Source organism: Sphingobacterium sp. IITKGP-BTPF85 (assembly GCF_001006065.1).
GTDB lineage: Bacteria > Bacteroidota > Bacteroidia > Sphingobacteriales > Sphingobacteriaceae > Sphingobacterium > Sphingobacterium anhuiense.
Genome location: NZ_ASZT02000122.1, coordinates 1 through 16,350, shown reverse-complemented (window position 1 = coordinate 16,350; position 16,350 = coordinate 1). Strand labels below are relative to the sequence as shown.

Sequence of the window (16,350 nt, the reverse complement as noted above, 5' to 3'; positions counted from 1 at the left end):
ATATAAAGACAAGACTTACGCCGGTCCATTTGTGCCCGACATGTAAAGGTACTTCCGCTGTAACCATCTTCTTGTGATAGTAATAAACCCATAATGACCGTTACTGTTGCCAAGAAAATACCACCTAGCAGTAGTCCCGATGTAAATTTGTGATATAGGGTTAATGTTGCATAGGATTTATTGTAACGAAAAATTTCAAGCAGCATCGCCAATAGCAATAGCACAATTGGAAAATGTAGTAGCATGGGATGCATTCTTCCAAATGATTGAAGCCATAGTGGTACCGAGATCTGTTTTCCAAATATTAATAAAAAGATGATAAAAATATTTAGCGCAAACAGTGCATGTTCTGTAAATCCTTTGAAGGTAATTTTCATATAAAAATTAGACTCGTGTAAATTTATAGGGATATACTTTTCCTGATGCCCATTGTGCTACGTAGATATTTTCGTCGTCATCGATGCAAACATCATGTGGGTTATGTAATATTTGTAATTCTTGGGCCATGGGCTGTAAGGTGCCATTGCTATATACTGGGATGGTACCACCAATATTGGATATTACCTTATTGTTTTTGTCTAGAATCGTAACGAAACCACTGTCTGCTTTATTGAGATCAGGAGATCTTAAAACAGCAGCATAAAGATTTTCATTTTGATGACTGGCCGGCAGATGCATGCTCCTGGCAATGCGATGACTTCTAGGAGATTGCCGTTCATATCAAAACGTTTAAAGCAGTTGCGTGTACGGTCAGTAACCAGTAAGGTCGGATTTCCACTTCTTTTATCTACGCAAACCCCATGAGCATTGTCCAAATGTTTTACTTCTTTTCCTCTTCCTCCAAAGTAGCCCTGTAGCTTCCCGTCAGCATTATAATGAAAGACATACTGCAAGCCATAACCATCGGCAATATAGAAATCGCCATTGTCTGCAACAGCGACTTCAGTCGGCACAAATTCTTCTTTTTTTGATATAAACCGGTTTCCATAGGACAATCGATGGTTTTTAATATGTTGCCATCTAATGTGGTTTTAAAAACCTGATGCCTATCGGTATCTGTAATAAATAGCGATTCTTGTTTGCCTTCATTGGCGATGGTCAATCCATGTGCACCTGGAAAATCATGGCCCCAGGAGTTTAATAATTTACCCGATTTGTTATAAATTAAGATATTATTTTTAGTTTCATTGGTTAATAGTATAATACGTCCTTTTTTATCTTGGACCATTTCATGGCAGTCATTTACTGGGTTTTTGAGCGGATTTAATTGTCCCCATTTGTTATCAAGTGTGTAGCGCATGTTATGATGTCCGTATATTGGACCTTTTGGTTTGGCCATGAGGTCCTTCATAATGAAGAAACTTGCAGATAAGGTTGCTGTATTTTTGATAAATGATCTTCTTTCCATAAAAAATAAGGTTATACTAATATGTCATTGATTACTTTTCCTGCGACATCGGTTAATCTATAACGTCTGCCTAGATGTTTATAGGTGAGTTTTTCATGGTTTAATCCGAGCTGATGTAGGATTGTGGCATGAAAGTCATGCACATGAACAGGATCTTTGATGATGTTATATCCTAGTTCATCGGATTCACCGTATACGATTCCTGGTTTGACTCCGCCACCTGCCATCCATATACTGAAGCAACGGGGATGATGATCACGCCCATAATTATCTTTGGTCATGGCGCCTTGGCTGTAATTGGTTCGTCCAAATTCTCCTCCCCAGATGACGAGTGTTTCATCCAATAGACCTCTTTGTTTGAGATCTGTAATTAATGCTGCCGATGCTTGGTCTACATCTTTTGCCTGACCTGCCATTTCTGTGGGTAAGTTACCATGTTGATCCCAACCTTGATGATAGAGCTGAACAAAACGGACTCCGTTTTCACTAAGTTTTCTTGCAAGTAGGCAATTGGCCGCAAAAGTACCGGGATTAAGGCAGTCTGCGCCATACAGTTTGATGATATCATCGGGTTCTTTAGAAAGATCAGTGACTTCTGGAACTGCAGTTTGCATACGATAGGCCATTTCATATTGCTGTACCTTGGCATTGATCTCTGGATCGCCAAATTCCTGATAGGAGAGGTCATTCATCGCGGCTAATTGATCAAGCATTTTTCTGCGTTCAAAACGATTTAAGCCATCAGGGTCTTTTAGGTAAAGCACTGGATCTTCACCACTGCTGAACTGTACGCCCTGATGGGTCGAGTCTAGAAAACCGTTGCTCCACAACTTGGAGTAGACACCCTGACCATTACCTTTTCCGCGTGATAATAATACAGTGTACGCCGGGAGGTTTTTATTTTCACTTCCTAGACCATAACTAAGCCAAGCACCCATACTGGGTCTGTTTCCTTGTTGTGCACCACTTTGAAAAAATGTCAGTGCGGGATCATGATTGATCGCTTCTGTGAACATAGATTTAATGATACAGATATCGTCAACAACTTTTGCTGTATGTGGAAATAAATCGCTGATCCATGCACGCGACTCTCCATATTGTTTGAAATCATAGTAGGAACCTACTAAAGGGAATGACGCCTGATTGGCAGTCATACCTGTAAGCCTTTGTGCTCCCCGTATGGATTCAGGAAGCTCTTGACCCATCATTTCTCTGAGTTTGGTTTATAATCGAAAGATTCGAGTTGTGATGGAGCCCCATTCTGAAAGAGATAAATTACACGCTTTGCTTTAGGAGCAAATCTGGAATACCCGAGGGAAGTCCTGCTTGCTCAAAGCCTCCTTCAAATAGATCGGGAATGAGCAAAGATCCCAATGCTACACTGCCTAAGCCTAAACTTAGTTTTGAAAGGAATCGACGTCTATTGAAATTAAGACCATGTTCTAAAATATTTTTGTCCATAATTTAGGATTTTGTAATGGTTTCTTCTAAATTGTATATAATGGTAATTACGCCCATTAATGCAGCAAGTTGTGTTTTATTGACTTTCTGATCTATAGGAAACTCTCCGACGGCCAAGACTTTATCAGCATTTGCTTTTTGTTTGAATGTATTTAACTGGTCGGCATAATAAGTTGTTAATCGTTTTATTTCTTGTTCCTTAGGTTTACGGCAGACTATACGACGAAATGCGGTTATTATTTTGGTCTCCGGAGTTCCTTTGTCTTGTAGTAAGCGAGCGGCCAGTACTCGAGAAGCTTCAAGTACGGTTGGATCATTCAACATCGCAAGTGCTTGAAGAGGAGTGTTGGTATTAAGCCGCTTAACTTCACACTGATCTCTATTACTGGCATCGAAAATGGCCATCACTGGAGGAGGTACCGTTCTTTTTATGAATGTGTATAATCCTCGTCGGTATAAACTTGCCTGATGGTCTTGTCGGTATGAGGCCAATAATCCACGACCTGATGTGGCCGCTTCCCATCGCCCTGCCGGTTGATAGGGTTTGACACTTGGACCACCGATGGTTGGAACCAACAATCCACTACTGGATAAGACGACATCACGGACATGTTCTGCCGGAATACGGTAACGGGGAGCACGAGCAAGAAAAATGTTGTCGGGGTCAACGTTGAATTTGTCAGGATCTACTACCGCAGATTGTCTATATGTTGCTGAGAGGACGATCTGTTTGACTAGTCGCTTGATGTCCCAGCCATGATTCATAAAATCAACTGCTAGCCAATCTAATAATTCTGGATGTGAAGGTAATTCTCCCTGCATTCCAAAATCGCCAGATGTTTTGACCAGACCTCTACCAAAATATTCCTGCCATACTTGATTAACAAATACACGCGAGGTGAGGGGGTTTTGTTTGTCAAATAACCATTGCGTTAAACCAAGCCTATTTTTAGGATATTTTTCGCTAAATCCCAATACTGACTTAGGGGTGCTTGCCTGTACGACTTCTCCGTGGGCATCATACACACCTCTGTTGAGTACGTAGGTTTTACGGAGGGTATCTTGATCACCCATCACAGATACGATCAACTTATTGGTATCTTGTTTGTTGACAAACTTTAGGATGTCTTGGACATCAGCATTACTGATTTCCATGAATGGTTTTTTAGCGAATGTCTCCGGCCCACCAACAGTTGATTCGAGTCCTACTTCTTTGACATTATTGAAGAAAGCGGTCATTTGAAAATATTCTTTTTGTGAAAAGGGGTCATATTTATGATCATGGCACTGCGCACACTCTAGGGTGATTCCTAAGATAGCTTTTCCCAGGGTATTTGTTCTATCTTTCACATATTCTACACGGTATTCTTCATCGATTACACCACCTTCTTCTGTTATTTTATGATTTCGGTTGAAAGCTGTTGCTAAAAGCTGTTCTTTAGAGGATTGAGGCATCAGGTCGCCCGCGAGTTGCCAGCTGATAAATTTATTATAAGGAGTATTGTTGTTAAAAGCATGAATAACCCAGTCTCTCCATGGCCACTGGCTACGGTAATTGTCGTCTTGGTAACCGTGCGAATCTGCATATCTGGAAACATCCATCCAGTGTAAAGCCATCCGTTCTCCATAAGCAGGGCTTGCCAGTAGGGTTTCTATTACCTTTTCGTAGGCATTAGGACTGTTGTCTGCCATAAATTTATCCATCATCTGCAATGATGGGGGTAGCCCCGTAATATCCAAACTAACTCTTCTAAGTAATCGTTCTTTGTCAGCTTCGGGATTTGGTGCTATTTTTTTATGTTCTAGTTTATCAAGTACAAAATAATCAATTTCATTTTTATCCATTTGGTATTTTTTACTTTGGGAATGATGGGAGTTTTGGGTGCAGTGAAAGCCCAATGCTTTTTATATTTCGCCCCCTGCTTGATTCACTTTTCAATAATAGCAATCTCTGTTGCAGTTAAAGTGAGGTTGGTTGCAATAGGAGGCATTATATAGGATGTGTCTTTTGATGATATTCTCAAAAAAACTTCAGAATTTTTAGGCTTAAAGGGTACAATACCATGCGCTGTGGCATTACTCTTTAATGCTTTGTAAGCTTCTTCAGGTATATCGAGACGTAAATCTGCATCGCGTTTATTTGCGTCGGGCCCATGGCATGCAAAACATTTATCGGAAAGAATAGGTCTGACATGAAAATTATAGCTGATACTGTCAGGTATAGGTTCTTCACTCATCTGATTTGATGACGGTCTATGGCATGCCTGTATCATATATATACAAGCGAAGATCACGAGCATAGAATAAATAGGTCTTCGATACATATTTACGAGTTGTTAGTACTTGCGTGTGATACGCAATTGGTTTGCTTGTTTATAATTGGTGACTTTTATAAATCACTGGTTTAATCAAATTTAATCAGATGAAACTGGAGAATCTGACTCAATATTACCCCAAACTAATGTTATATGAACATTCTTGTGAGATCGTGTTGCAATAATGCGTTCAAACTTATTTAAAGCCCATCTTTAGGTTTGTAACTTATTTGTTGAAATTTATTTAGGTTAATATTTGCCTGTTTTCTATTAATATAATGAATTAATTACATGCTGTTTAGCGGTATCTTTATTTTTATTAGTTTGTTTAATCAATCAAAACCATCATTTACTTTGTAGAGGCTGTGAAAAATAGTCTTTCAGAAATGAAACTAAACCTGGGGTAAAATAGTATCTGTTGAAGATTAAGAGTAGAAATAGTATCAATACATCAAAAAATATTAAACCAATAAAATGAATAGAAAACTACGAATGGGAATGGTCGGTGGAGGCAAGGATGCTTTCATTGGTGCAATACATCGAATTGCGGCTCATATGGACGGATTAGTGGAGGTCGTTTGCGGAGCTTTAAGTATTAATCCTGAAATAGCTAAGGAGAGCGGAAAAGCGTTATTTCTTCCTGAAAACCGAACTTATCTCAATTTTGAAGAAATGATTGAGAAGGAGCGGCAATTACCTGCTGATGAACGTATGGATTTTGTGACAATCGTGACACCTAATTTTGCGCATTTCGCCCCTGCTATGTTGGCATTGGATAATGGCTTCCATGTCGTTATTGAAAAACCGATAACTTTTAGTCTAGACGAAGCTCTACAGTTGAAAAAGAAGGTAGAAGAAACGGGCTTGCTTCTGATGTTGACACATACTTATTCTGGATACCCTATGGTAAAGCAGGCTAAGCAGATGGTTGAAGATAATGCTTTTGGTAAAATCCGTAAAATATATGTGGAATATCCGCAAGGATGGCTAAGTACGCTCACCGAACGTGAAGGTAATGCAGGTGCCGCTTGGCGAACTGACCCGAAAAAATCAGGGAAAAGTGGAGCTATGGGTGATATCGGTACCCATGCAGCACATTTAGCGGAGTATATTTCTGGTTTGAAAATATCACATCTTTGTGCAGATCTGAATACGATGGTAGAGGGACGAAGATTGGAAGATGATGGAAATGTTTTGTTGAAATTTGACAATGGTGCCGCTGGTGTACTTATGGCCTCGCAGGTCGCTGCAGGTGAAGAAAATGCATTAAAGATTCGTTTATATGGTGAAAAAGGCGGAATTGAATGGGCTCAGATGGAGCCCAACACTTTACTTGTAAAATGGCATACAGAACCCACCCAAACGTATCGGGCAGGAACAAATGGTTTTCTTTCTGATATTGCGAAATTTAATTGCAGAACACCTGCCGGACATCCGGAGGGATATCTTGAAGCGTTCGCAAATTTGTATCGTAGTTTCTCGTTGACTTTATCGGCGCGATTGGATGGTGAGAATCCTTCAGATTTATTAGATTTTCCTTCAGTCGATGAGGGTATCAGAGGAATGGCTTTTATTGATACGGTTATTAAAAGTGGTGATAGTAATGAAAAATGGACTGTTTTTGAAATAAATAATTAGAAAATGCAAACACTTAAAGGACCTGGTATATTTTTAGCCCAATTTTTGGGAGAAAATCCTCCATTTGATAATTTAGAATCCATTTGTCAGTGGGCGCAAAAGATTGGATTTAGAGGCGTGCAGATACCAACTTGGGCAACTTCTTATTTTGACTTACAACTTGCAGCTGAAAGTAAGGATTATGCACAAGAGATAAAAGGTATTGTCAATAGCTATGGACTCGAAGTAACAGAGTTGAGTACACATCTCCAAGGACAATTGGTTGCAGTACATCCGGTATATGATGATCAGTTTGATGGTTTTGCTCCGGAAAAGTATCATAAAAATCCTAAGGCAAGAACAGAATGGGCAGTAGAGCAGGTGAAATATGCCGCTAAGGCTTCTCAGCATATGGGTTTAGATGCCGTTGCGACCTTCAGTGGTGCTTTGTTATGGCATACAGTTTATCCCTGGCCTCAGCGTCCTACGGGATTAGTTGAAACCGGTTTTAATGAATTGGCAAAGCGTTGGCTTCCAATCTTAAATGTTTACGAGGATCACGGGATTGATCTTTGTTATGAAATCCATCCTGGAGAAGATTTACATGATGGGGTAAGTTATGAGCGTTTTCTTGAAAAGGTAAATAACCATGCGAGAGCCTGTTTATTGTATGATCCTTCGCACTTTGTTTTACAAGCAATGGATTACCTTTCTTATATCGATCATTATCATGAGCGTATTAAGATGTTTCATGTCAAAGATGCCGAGTTTAATCCAACAGGTAAGCAAGGTGTATACGGCGGATATTCCAATTGGATAGACCGCGCAGGCCGTTTTCGTTCGCTTGGTGATGGACAGGTAGACTTTAAATCGATATTCAGTAAACTAGCAGCTTATGATTACAAAGGATGGGCTGTGATGGAGTGGGAGTGTGCACTGAAACATCCTGAAGATGGTGCAATAGAAGGTGCTAAATTTATTGCCGATCACATCATTCATGTTACAGATAAGGCTTTTGACGATTTTGCTTCAACAGGGAGTGATGAAGCTTACAATAGAAAATTGATTGGATTGGTTTAGTATATTTTCATATATAAATCTTTAATAAGGGGGGGCTATTATTTTTAATAGACACCCCTTATTCGTATTCCTTAAATTGTTTTTACGTGTCGATGTGTAATATTATCGTCGCATTTTTGGAATGATAGTCAAATGATCATTAAATTAGAAGATCGATGCCAATTGGATTAATTCATGAGAAAAACGCAAATAAAGAATTTTTATGATTACTATCAGCCTGATCGTTGTGAACCGTTAATTCATGCTTCGGAGAACGGGGCTGTGCAGATGAAAGGTCTTAGTCGATTTGATTATCCAGGACAGGAATTACCGGATGCTATTTTGCCGGGAATTTATAGTATGGGTTATTGGGATGCTAAAACTGATCAGAACTGGGGGTTGGACTGGCACCGGAATGAAGGAATAGAATTTTCGTTTATGGAGTCTGGTAGTTTATATTTTTCTACTGAAAGTGAGACTGTTCATCTTCACCCCGGTAGCTTAACCATAACTAAACCGTGGCAATTACATAAGGTCGGTAATCCGATCGTAACGATAGGTAAGCAATACTGGATTATTATTGATGTTGGTGTGAGGCAACCTCATCAGGAATGGAAGTGGCCTGACTGGATCATTCTTTCAAAAGAAGATTTAGAATATCTGACAAAGATCTTACGTGAGAATGATGTTAGGGTTTGGCAATCGGATAAGAAAATACAAGAATGTTTTATTGAGATAGGGAAGTGCCTGGATCATGCGGAAATAGAAATTCCGCAGTCTAGGCTTAATATCTTAATCAACAGCTTACTGCTGGAAATATTAAGTCTTTTTAAAAAGGGTGATATTGAGTTTGACCAATCGTTAACACATAATCTAAGAACTGTTGAAATCTTTTTAAACCATTTGCGTACCGATTTTGAAAAATCATGGACACTTGAAGATATGGCAGAACACTGTGGACTTGGAAAAACGAGTCTTTCTAAATATTGTAAGCATTTAACAAATATGACTCCTGTCAATTATTTAATTAATATCAGATTGGAAACTGCGGCAAAAATGCTGATTGATCAGGAGGAAGAACACGTAACCAACCTTGGTTATTCTTGTGGTTTTACTAGTTCTCAATATTTTGCTACTGCCTTTAAAAAAAGATATAAATGCAGCCCGAGCGAATACCGCAGCAGATTTAGAAATGGATATGTGGGAAAGACTGCTTAAATTCTGATTTCTTTTTGTGAAAGCGAAATGGTGGTTTTGAAGAATGGAAATATGTTCATTATTCAACAACGGTATATATTAAACATGTTGCATGTTTTTTAGTGCTATTTTTAGCATTGTCAATACATTTTTTTTATTCTTTAGTTTAGTGACGTGATAAGTCGATAGAAATTATAAAGAGGAATAATGTGCAACATGTGATTGTAAATAGGGAATTTAATCACCAACTAAACCACCAATAAGATCAATTAATATGAAAGTACTTCCATTTACTTTGCTTATACCTGATGGTAAGAGTATGCTATCGGAAAGAGTTGAATTGCCACATTTCTATCAGCATATGCATCATCATAATGAATACGAAATTATTTGGGTAGAACAAGGTGAAGGAACTTTACTGGTTGGAAATAATATGCATAGTTTTCGTTCAGGAGATATTTTTCTAATTGGAGCAAATGTCCCTCATGTATTTAAATCCAATCCGGAATATTTCACAATGAAAGATCGGTTAAAAGTGAAAGCATGTTCATTATATTTTAACCTTTCGGGTATATTATCGGGTTTATTCCAATTGCCAGAGATGCATGTGTTACGTTCTTTCTTAAATCAGAATAAACAAGGCTTTCAGATACCGGGCAGGTATACGGTCGAAATTGCAAATCTAATGCTACAACTTCACAATGCTAGCGGTGTGGATGTGCTGTTACAGTTACTAAGCTTATTGAACCAATTGAAAGAAATGTCACCTCATTTGTTACCATTAAGTACCGATGTGTATTCGTCTGATCTTAATGCGAATGAAGGAGTTCGGTTTGATGCTATTATCAATTATATCATGCAAAATTTTAATAGTCAGATTACTTTAGAGGATGTTGCAAATGAGGCACATATGACACCTCAGGCTTTCTGCCGTTATTTTAAAAAACATACCGGAAATACTTTTGTTACCTTTCTTAATGAGATCAGAATTAATGATGCCTGCAAAAGCTTATTGACAGGAAAACATAAGGACCGTATATCTGGCGTTGCATATCAAGTGGGATTTAATAGCTTGACAAATTTTAACCGGGCTTTTAAAAGTGTGGTTGGGCAATCACCAAAAGCTTATATAAATGCCTATCATCATGTTAGCAAAGGAAGTTCTCTGGCAACTGTGTAATTTTTTCTTTAGATTTGGATGGCAGTGCAATGATCCATTTTACTTAAATAATGTATAATAGAATATGCTTAGGGCTACGGAAATTAAATTTCCGATCAGATAATAGTCATTATAAGCCGCTTCTTTTTTGATGTTTTCAGGAGTGTCTTCTTTATCCGCGCGTTTAAGTCTTGTTCCTAATTTTAAAGCGCCAAAGAGTGTGAGCACATGTGGAAAACCTTGACATAAACTATAAGTCATAAATAAACGTTCCAAAATACCTTTTACTGTAGATTTAGGATCAAACTTTTTGTTGTTGACCGATTTAGGCGTGAAAAGCAAAATAGAAGACTAAGAAGGACTTCTGAAAAAAGAATGATTATTATTTTATAAACGAAGTGCATGGGGCAGTTTACTTATTGATTTTAAAATTGTTTTAGTTGCTTCATAAGATGAAATATTTAAAGTTTTCTCACGTTTCCAAATCTGAGATCTCGTTTTATTTATTTTTTCAGCAACAATCTTATAATCATTAAATTTAATAAATGCAGAGATTAAATTATAATCTTTCTCGGGATTCCATTTGTCAATGATATTTTCGAAGATAAGAAATGTATTGTTTAGAAGAGAGTCTAAATTAATATCTCCGATCTGTATGTAAAATCTTTGAGAATTGGTCTTCATACTGTTGAGTTTGTATCGTGCATCGCGTAATCCTTCACCTAACATTTCATAGGCGATTCTCTTATTAATGTTGGTTTCAATATCACCGTAAATAAGCACGTAGCGTAATTGAAAATCAAACCCTTGTATGATAATTTCTTCTTCTAGTGCGATAATGATATTTAATGCTGTTTCTAAATCCTTTGTTAGTCCCTGAAATTCATCGCCAAGTGTGATGGTAAGCGGAGATAATAGACTGTTTTCATAATCATGATTGATTTTGCTTACTGTTTCTTTAAAGTTTTGCATCAACAATGCTTGATTTTTTGACCGCTTCCAATCACATCGCTCATCAATATAAAGTGTTTCATGATAAATGATTTTTATTACTTTATGTCAAATATAATGAAACAAAGTGTTTTATTTCATTAAAAATGAAATTATAAAAAACATGGAAGCATTTTTTTAATAGCTCTTGACCATGACTGATTAGTATTTTGAAATGTTTATGAGTTTTCTTTAAGTAGATTTTCTAATACTGTTGTTAGATGTTCTATTTTGATATTACCATTTACAATCCGATTGGTTCTCATATCGACTAGAATATAACGAGGGTATGACACTATGCCGGCTTCAACTTGGAAAGCCGGGTATTGCTTTGAATCTAACCAATAATTGATAAAGTTAAAATTGTGGTTTTGTAAATATGATCTCCAATCCTGCATTTTACTGTCCATCGATATGCTTATAAACTTTAATTCACTTTGATCTGCATATGCTTTTGATATTCTTGAGAATTCGGGATGTTGCTGTCTACAAGGGCCACATGCAGTGTGCCAAAAATCGATAACTAGATAGTTAGAATTACCACTAACTTCTTTTAGACTTTTAACCTTTTTATTTTGAGATGTTAATTTGATTAAAGGAAATAGAGCGTTTTTCTTATCGCTATAGGTTAAAATCATGTTGTCATAGGCATTATAGAGCAAGGTTGCTTTTTTGCTTCCAATAGTAGCAGTATCGATGCGTAAAACCGTGTTTAAAATTTGTTCTCGATTTTTGAATACATGCCCCGAATTTATATAGTAAAACGAGGGATTAGCTATCATGGATAATAACATCTCATAGGAAACCAACGATTGAGGATAATTATTCAAAATAACTAAATATTGCGCTAGTTTGTTATTATCCCATTCTTCTTGACGGCTATTATCAGTTTGTAATAGCGGATCGCCAAATTCCCTATTTATTGCTACGATTTTTTGCATCTCCTCATTTAAAATAGAATTTTTAACATATACAATTTTTGTGTCATTATCGATACTGCAATTTATATTTTTACGATCAATAATTATGGAGATTAAATCTCTATTGGGATTAATGTCCCCATTGCTAAAAGCGATATTTAATGCATTAAATCTTTATAAATCGAATCAGAAACTATAAAAGTTTCCGAGCCCGAAATATCTTTCGTTATTTCTTTTTCTAATTTAAAGCTAAAACGCTCATTTACGATTTGCTGCTGATCTAATTTGCTACTTTCATATAAACGATAAATATATTTTGGAATAGGATTTTTTCCATAAACATTTCCATAAATGGTCACTTCTTGTGCTTGCGCAGTTACCTGACAAAAAATAATAAACAAGATAATTTTGACTACTTGTGTCATATATTAATAGGATTTTATATTGGTTTATAATGATATATTTCTTATCACTAAATGAATATAAAGATTAAATTTCACTATATCTCATTAATGGGGAAATTTAGTTGTATAATGTATTGATTATTAAAGATGACGAGAGATCTAAATGAATGAAATTTTTAAATAAAGCATTTTTAATAAGAATGCGAATCAATCATCTCTATTAAAATAAATTGTTACTTGCGTTAATCCTTTTATATTTATGTCTGTCGAATATGGACACCATCAATCCTTTTTTATGTTAAAGAAATCTTATTTAATTGCTGTTTTTTTGTTTTGCTTTTGCCTTGTTCACGGTCAAAATCGAAGTAGTCGAGGAGGAAATGTAACTGTATTTTCGGATCAGGAAGCATTCTACTTATACATCAATGGAATTCAGTATAACGAACGGCCCACGAAACAAATCAGAGTGGAGCGCATGAAAGACCATAGCTACGATATTCAGGTTGATTTTGTCGGAAGAGAAAAATCGACACTTTTAAAAAGGGGTATTTCAATGGTTAATGAAGAAGGTTCTTTTTTGGATTTGACTTATTTGGCTAATGCTTCCAGAAGTAACAGAACTCGTAGTTTGACTTTGTATGCTTTATTTCCTGCAGAAGAGGATATGCCTGACTCGCGTACAGCAAATGTATTTATTTACGGTCGCCCTAAGCAAATGATTGAGGGAGAGTTTGATCCAGGATCTGGTGGTGATGATTATTATGGAGAACAAATGACGAATGCAGAGTTTAATGCTTTTTTGAAAACGATAGATCAAGCTGGATTCGATAATGACAAATTGAAAATAGCTGGTATGACTGCTCCTCAGGTTGCATTTTCGGTGAATCAAATCAGAGAGGTACTTAAGAAGTTTTCTTGGGATGAGGGTAAGATTGCTTTTGCAAAAATGGCCTATTCTAATTGCCCGGAAAAAAGAAACTATATGACCTTAACTGATCAACTTGCTTTTGGAGATAGTAAAAATAAATTGATGGATTTTATAAAAAATCAACCTGTCGATCGTGATTATCTGGAGAGAATGACTGAGGTTGAGCTGAATGATCTGATTAAAGCAATGAGACAGAATGGATTTGATGACGACAAACTTAAAGTACTCGGAACTGTAAGTGGAAAGGTCGCTTTTCCTGTTGCTTCGATTAAAAGAATTCTCAAAGAACTAAGTTGGGATCAGGGAAAGCTATCTGCAGCACAAAAGCTGTATCCGAATTGTATAGATAAACGTAATTATGCAACCTTGTTAGAAGAGTTACTTTCTTGGATTACAAAGATAAATTCACAGCATTTGTGAGAAATCAAAAATAAGTAAAGCTCTAATCAAATAAGGATCGCTAAATATAGCGATCCTTATTTTTGAGACTTAAGGATGCTCAGTCACAGAGATCGATTCAAAAGGCAATTTACTTTCAAGCCATTGTAAGATTTCGATATATACCTTTTCTTTGATCGATTCATTGAGAAGTTCATGACGCATCATGGGATGCAGGTGGTATTTTACATCCTGATTACCATGGTCCATAAGGTCTTCAGCGGTCTTAATAACACCTTTTCCAAAATTACCTATAGGATCTTCTTTACCGCTTTCTAATAGAAATGGAAGTTGATTTGGAATGCCATCCGTCCAGTTTGGACCGGAACCACGATTGGCAACATATGCAGTCGCATAAAAAGCGTTGTTGGAAAATGGAATTCCACATAGTGTATCAGCTAAAAAATGGTCACGGTTTTCTTTTGCTAAACTCAACCAGTTGCTATTTTTTGGTTAGGTTCATTTTTAAATTTTTTATTATTAAATGCACCAAATGAATAGTTAATAAAACTTGATCTGGTTTTAGGAAACATTTTGTTCAATAAAGCGAGTAGTCTTTCTCCTACAACAGCGGATTTATCCATTGTACCTGTACCGATGAGTACGGCTCCATGGAATAGATCACCAATTTCTTGTAAAACACAACGGGTAATAAAAGAACCCATAGAATGTCCTATAATAAAATGTGGTAGATCGGGATACTGTTTTGCAATTAATTTTGCCATCTCAATACCATCGTCTACTAATCTAACTCCCGGGTTTTCGCGTTGTATAAATCCTAATGCATCTTTATTTTTAACGGAGCGACCATGTCCCAGATGATCATAGGTCATTACTAAAAAGCCGTTTGTTGCGAGAAATCTTGCAAAATCATCATAACGTCCACTATGTTCCTGCATGCCGTGCAATATGAGTATTGTTGCTTTGGCTTTTTTTTCCGTGGGGAAGTAAAGAGTTTTAAAGATGTCATGTGTACCGCCTATGGTATCTGTAATCTCATGAAAACTAGATTCAAGATGTATCATGTTTAATAAATCAATTGGGGTAAATCCTAAAAATATCTATTTAAAATGCTTGATGCTTGATCTTTAATCCAAAATTATGGCCTATTGATTCACAAACAATAAACAGATGTAAGATAAGTCTTTTTTACCTAATTCTAGAAATTGTCTTTTATAGATGATTGAGAATGCTTGTGAAATTATGATTTATTGATAAGACGTTTCTTACGCTGAGATAACATGTATTTTTTATTCAAAAGTTCTTTTCGTAAAATATGGTCATTTATGCGAGACTTGCTTTTAGCTTGGCGAGTAGATCGCTGGCCTTCGTATTGTCTATACTAATTTTTCTGATTGTTGCTCTTTTTCCTTTATCTTTTTGTTTGATTATTTTTAGCAGATCTTCAGTATATTCATTCTTGTATTTACTGATGTCAAATGGTTTGCTATGTTGTTTTATGAGTTGAAGAGCCATATCCATTTCATTCTTCTGAATTTTGATTGTAGTGGGTAACTTTAACTCAGAAATAGCCCTAATCTCTTGCTCATATCGGATCTTATTAAGCAATAATGTGCCCTTGTAGGGTCTGACTATGGCAAGGTGTTCAACATTGCGCATGACGAATGATCCAAGTCCAGCAGTTTTACTCTTTTCAAGTGCTTTTGTGAGTAATTGATACGCTTTTTCGCCACCTTTTTGAGGTTCAAGATAATAAGGAGTGTCAAAATAGATGCTATCAACTTCGTTGAGTTGTACAAAAGCATGTAAGCCAATAATCTTTGTTTTTTCTGGACTCGCTTCTTCAAAGTCAGCATCTTCTAAGATGACATAATGATCTTTAAGAAAATATCCTTTCACAATGTTTTCCCAAACAACTTCTTTTCCGGTTTTTTCGTTTACTCTTTTAAATTTAATATTAGCTTGGTCTTTACGATCGAGCATATCCAGATCTAGACTGCTACTTTCCGTAGCACTGTATAATTTTACTGGAATATTAACGAGCCCAAATCCTATAGCTCCCGTCCAAATAGCGCGCATAGTGAATGAATTTTACTGTTTACAACTAGGAATTAAATTCTTTAAAAGTTTATCTCCAGTTTATAGGGAGCAAGTCTGTTTTAGCCTCCTTAATACTTGATCGATGTATTCCGGAAATTGCGTTAAGGCTTCTCTTAGGTGTCGTTCGCCTTCTATAAATCCTTCTCTTCGTGCAATTTCTAGCGCCGAAAGGTATACTTTTTCAAGATAACCCTCTGGCATTTGTACAGAATCTAAGTCAGTGTTGCTCATAGCTTTAAAATTAAATATTGATGTTTTTCGTTGTTGACTGATTTGGAATAGCTTTAAATAAATGATAACTGCTATCCTTTAAATATATAACATATTGATCTGTAAATGGTTTTAATTTAACATGTTATTTTTAAATTGTTTTACGGATTATTTTGATGTAAA

Annotated in this window: 21 protein-coding genes; 5 read left to right on the top strand and 16 right to left on the bottom strand. The window is 36.4% G+C overall.

What is annotated here, in order from left to right; all coding sequences use genetic code 11:
* From L950_RS19210 to L950_RS30725, 8 genes are all read right to left on the bottom strand, one after another.
* Nucleotides 1-377, bottom strand: a 377-nt coding sequence (locus L950_RS19210; protein ID WP_031288330.1) for a DUF2231 domain-containing protein, incomplete at its 3' end; no start/stop codon positions are given.
* Between the two features lie 7 nt (nucleotides 378-384).
* The gene (locus L950_RS30745) at nucleotides 385-678 is read right to left on the bottom strand and encodes a hypothetical protein (protein ID WP_021190083.1); all 294 of its coding nucleotides are present in this window, start codon (nucleotides 676-678) and stop codon (nucleotides 385-387) included.
* A 142-nt stretch (nucleotides 679-820) separates the two neighbouring features.
* Nucleotides 821-1,408 carry a hypothetical protein gene (locus tag L950_RS30740; RefSeq protein ID WP_197086559.1) on the bottom strand — a complete coding sequence of 196 codons (588 nt, stop codon included), beginning with the start codon at nucleotides 1,406-1,408 and terminating at the stop codon, nucleotides 821-823.
* Nucleotides 1,409-1,419: 11 nt separating this feature from the next.
* Nucleotides 1,420-2,616: a DUF1501 domain-containing protein gene (locus L950_RS19200; RefSeq protein ID WP_197086558.1), complete on the bottom strand. Its 1,197-nt coding sequence runs from the start codon at nucleotides 2,614-2,616 to the stop codon at nucleotides 1,420-1,422.
* Nucleotides 2,613-2,684, bottom strand: coding sequence for a hypothetical protein (locus L950_RS37480; RefSeq protein WP_197086560.1), 72 nt, complete (start codon nucleotides 2,682-2,684; stop codon nucleotides 2,613-2,615). The genes L950_RS19200 and L950_RS37480 overlap by 4 nt, the downstream gene beginning before the upstream one ends.
* On the bottom strand, nucleotides 2,684-2,869 hold the full coding sequence (locus L950_RS30730; RefSeq protein ID WP_197086557.1) for a hypothetical protein: 186 nt from the start codon (nucleotides 2,867-2,869) through the stop codon (nucleotides 2,684-2,686). The genes L950_RS37480 and L950_RS30730 overlap by 1 nt, the downstream gene beginning before the upstream one ends.
* A 3-nt stretch (nucleotides 2,870-2,872) precedes the next feature.
* A complete protein-coding gene (locus tag L950_RS19195; RefSeq protein ID WP_197086556.1) occupies nucleotides 2,873-4,714 on the bottom strand; it encodes a DUF1549 and DUF1553 domain-containing protein in 1,842 nt (613 codons plus the stop codon).
* A gap of 83 nt (nucleotides 4,715-4,797) precedes the next feature.
* Complete coding sequence (locus tag L950_RS30725; RefSeq protein ID WP_197086555.1) at nucleotides 4,798-5,106, bottom strand: c-type cytochrome domain-containing protein; 309 nt, start codon at nucleotides 5,104-5,106, stop codon at nucleotides 4,798-4,800.
* A 552-nt stretch (nucleotides 5,107-5,658) separates the two neighbouring features.
* Here L950_RS30725 and L950_RS19190 point away from each other — a divergent pair.
* The 4 genes from L950_RS19190 (at nucleotide 5,659) to L950_RS19175 (ending at nucleotide 10,237) form a co-directional block, all read left to right on the top strand.
* Nucleotides 5,659-6,822: a Gfo/Idh/MocA family protein gene (locus L950_RS19190; RefSeq protein ID WP_031288329.1), complete on the top strand. Its 1,164-nt coding sequence runs from the start codon at nucleotides 5,659-5,661 to the stop codon at nucleotides 6,820-6,822.
* Nucleotides 6,823-6,825: 3 nt separating this feature from the next.
* Nucleotides 6,826-7,881: a sugar phosphate isomerase/epimerase family protein gene (locus tag L950_RS19185; RefSeq protein ID WP_021190081.1), complete on the top strand. Its 1,056-nt coding sequence runs from the start codon at nucleotides 6,826-6,828 to the stop codon at nucleotides 7,879-7,881.
* 174 nt (nucleotides 7,882-8,055) lie between these two features.
* Nucleotides 8,056-9,078, top strand: a complete 1,023-nt coding sequence (locus L950_RS19180) for an AraC family transcriptional regulator (protein WP_021190080.1) — start codon at nucleotides 8,056-8,058, stop codon at nucleotides 9,076-9,078.
* Nucleotides 9,079-9,331: 253 nt separating this feature from the next.
* Nucleotides 9,332-10,237: an AraC family transcriptional regulator gene (locus L950_RS19175; RefSeq protein ID WP_021190079.1), complete on the top strand. Its 906-nt coding sequence runs from the start codon at nucleotides 9,332-9,334 to the stop codon at nucleotides 10,235-10,237.
* Nucleotides 10,238-10,276: 39 nt separating this feature from the next.
* On the opposite strand, the gene L950_RS19170 is transcribed toward L950_RS19175, so the two are convergent.
* From L950_RS19170 to L950_RS19155, 4 genes are all read right to left on the bottom strand, one after another.
* Complete coding sequence (locus L950_RS19170) at nucleotides 10,277-10,558, bottom strand: hypothetical protein (RefSeq protein ID WP_021190078.1); 282 nt, start codon at nucleotides 10,556-10,558, stop codon at nucleotides 10,277-10,279.
* A 45-nt stretch (nucleotides 10,559-10,603) separates the two neighbouring features.
* Nucleotides 10,604-11,236, bottom strand: coding sequence for a SatD family protein (locus L950_RS19165; RefSeq protein WP_262507147.1), 633 nt, complete (start codon nucleotides 11,234-11,236; stop codon nucleotides 10,604-10,606).
* Nucleotides 11,237-11,385: 149 nt separating this feature from the next.
* Nucleotides 11,386-12,147: a TlpA family protein disulfide reductase gene (locus L950_RS19160; RefSeq protein WP_021190076.1), complete on the bottom strand. Its 762-nt coding sequence runs from the start codon at nucleotides 12,145-12,147 to the stop codon at nucleotides 11,386-11,388.
* Nucleotides 12,148-12,284: 137 nt separating this feature from the next.
* Nucleotides 12,285-12,551: a hypothetical protein gene (locus L950_RS19155; RefSeq protein ID WP_021190075.1), complete on the bottom strand. Its 267-nt coding sequence runs from the start codon at nucleotides 12,549-12,551 to the stop codon at nucleotides 12,285-12,287.
* Between the two features lie 238 nt (nucleotides 12,552-12,789).
* On the opposite strand from L950_RS19155, the gene L950_RS19150 reads away from it, so the two are divergent.
* Nucleotides 12,790-13,878, top strand: coding sequence for a DUF4476 domain-containing protein (locus tag L950_RS19150; protein WP_021190074.1), 1,089 nt, complete (start codon nucleotides 12,790-12,792; stop codon nucleotides 13,876-13,878).
* A 69-nt stretch (nucleotides 13,879-13,947) separates the two neighbouring features.
* Here L950_RS19150 and L950_RS30720 read toward each other — a convergent pair whose 3' ends face one another.
* From L950_RS30720 to L950_RS19135, 4 genes are all read right to left on the bottom strand, one after another.
* The gene (locus L950_RS30720) at nucleotides 13,948-14,331 is read right to left on the bottom strand and encodes an alpha/beta hydrolase (protein WP_052764480.1); all 384 of its coding nucleotides are present in this window, start codon (nucleotides 14,329-14,331) and stop codon (nucleotides 13,948-13,950) included.
* Entirely contained in the window at nucleotides 14,328-14,921 is a 594-nt protein-coding gene (locus L950_RS30715) for an alpha/beta fold hydrolase (protein WP_052764479.1), read from the bottom strand. Before L950_RS30715 ends, L950_RS30720 begins: the two co-directional genes overlap by 4 nt.
* Before the next feature lie 259 nt (nucleotides 14,922-15,180).
* A complete protein-coding gene (locus tag L950_RS19140) occupies nucleotides 15,181-15,936 on the bottom strand; it encodes a Ku protein (RefSeq protein WP_021190073.1) in 756 nt (251 codons plus the stop codon).
* A gap of 60 nt (nucleotides 15,937-15,996) precedes the next feature.
* On the bottom strand, nucleotides 15,997-16,188 hold the full coding sequence (locus L950_RS19135; RefSeq protein ID WP_021190072.1) for a hypothetical protein: 192 nt from the start codon (nucleotides 16,186-16,188) through the stop codon (nucleotides 15,997-15,999).
* Between the last annotated feature and the right edge of the window lie 162 nt (nucleotides 16,189-16,350).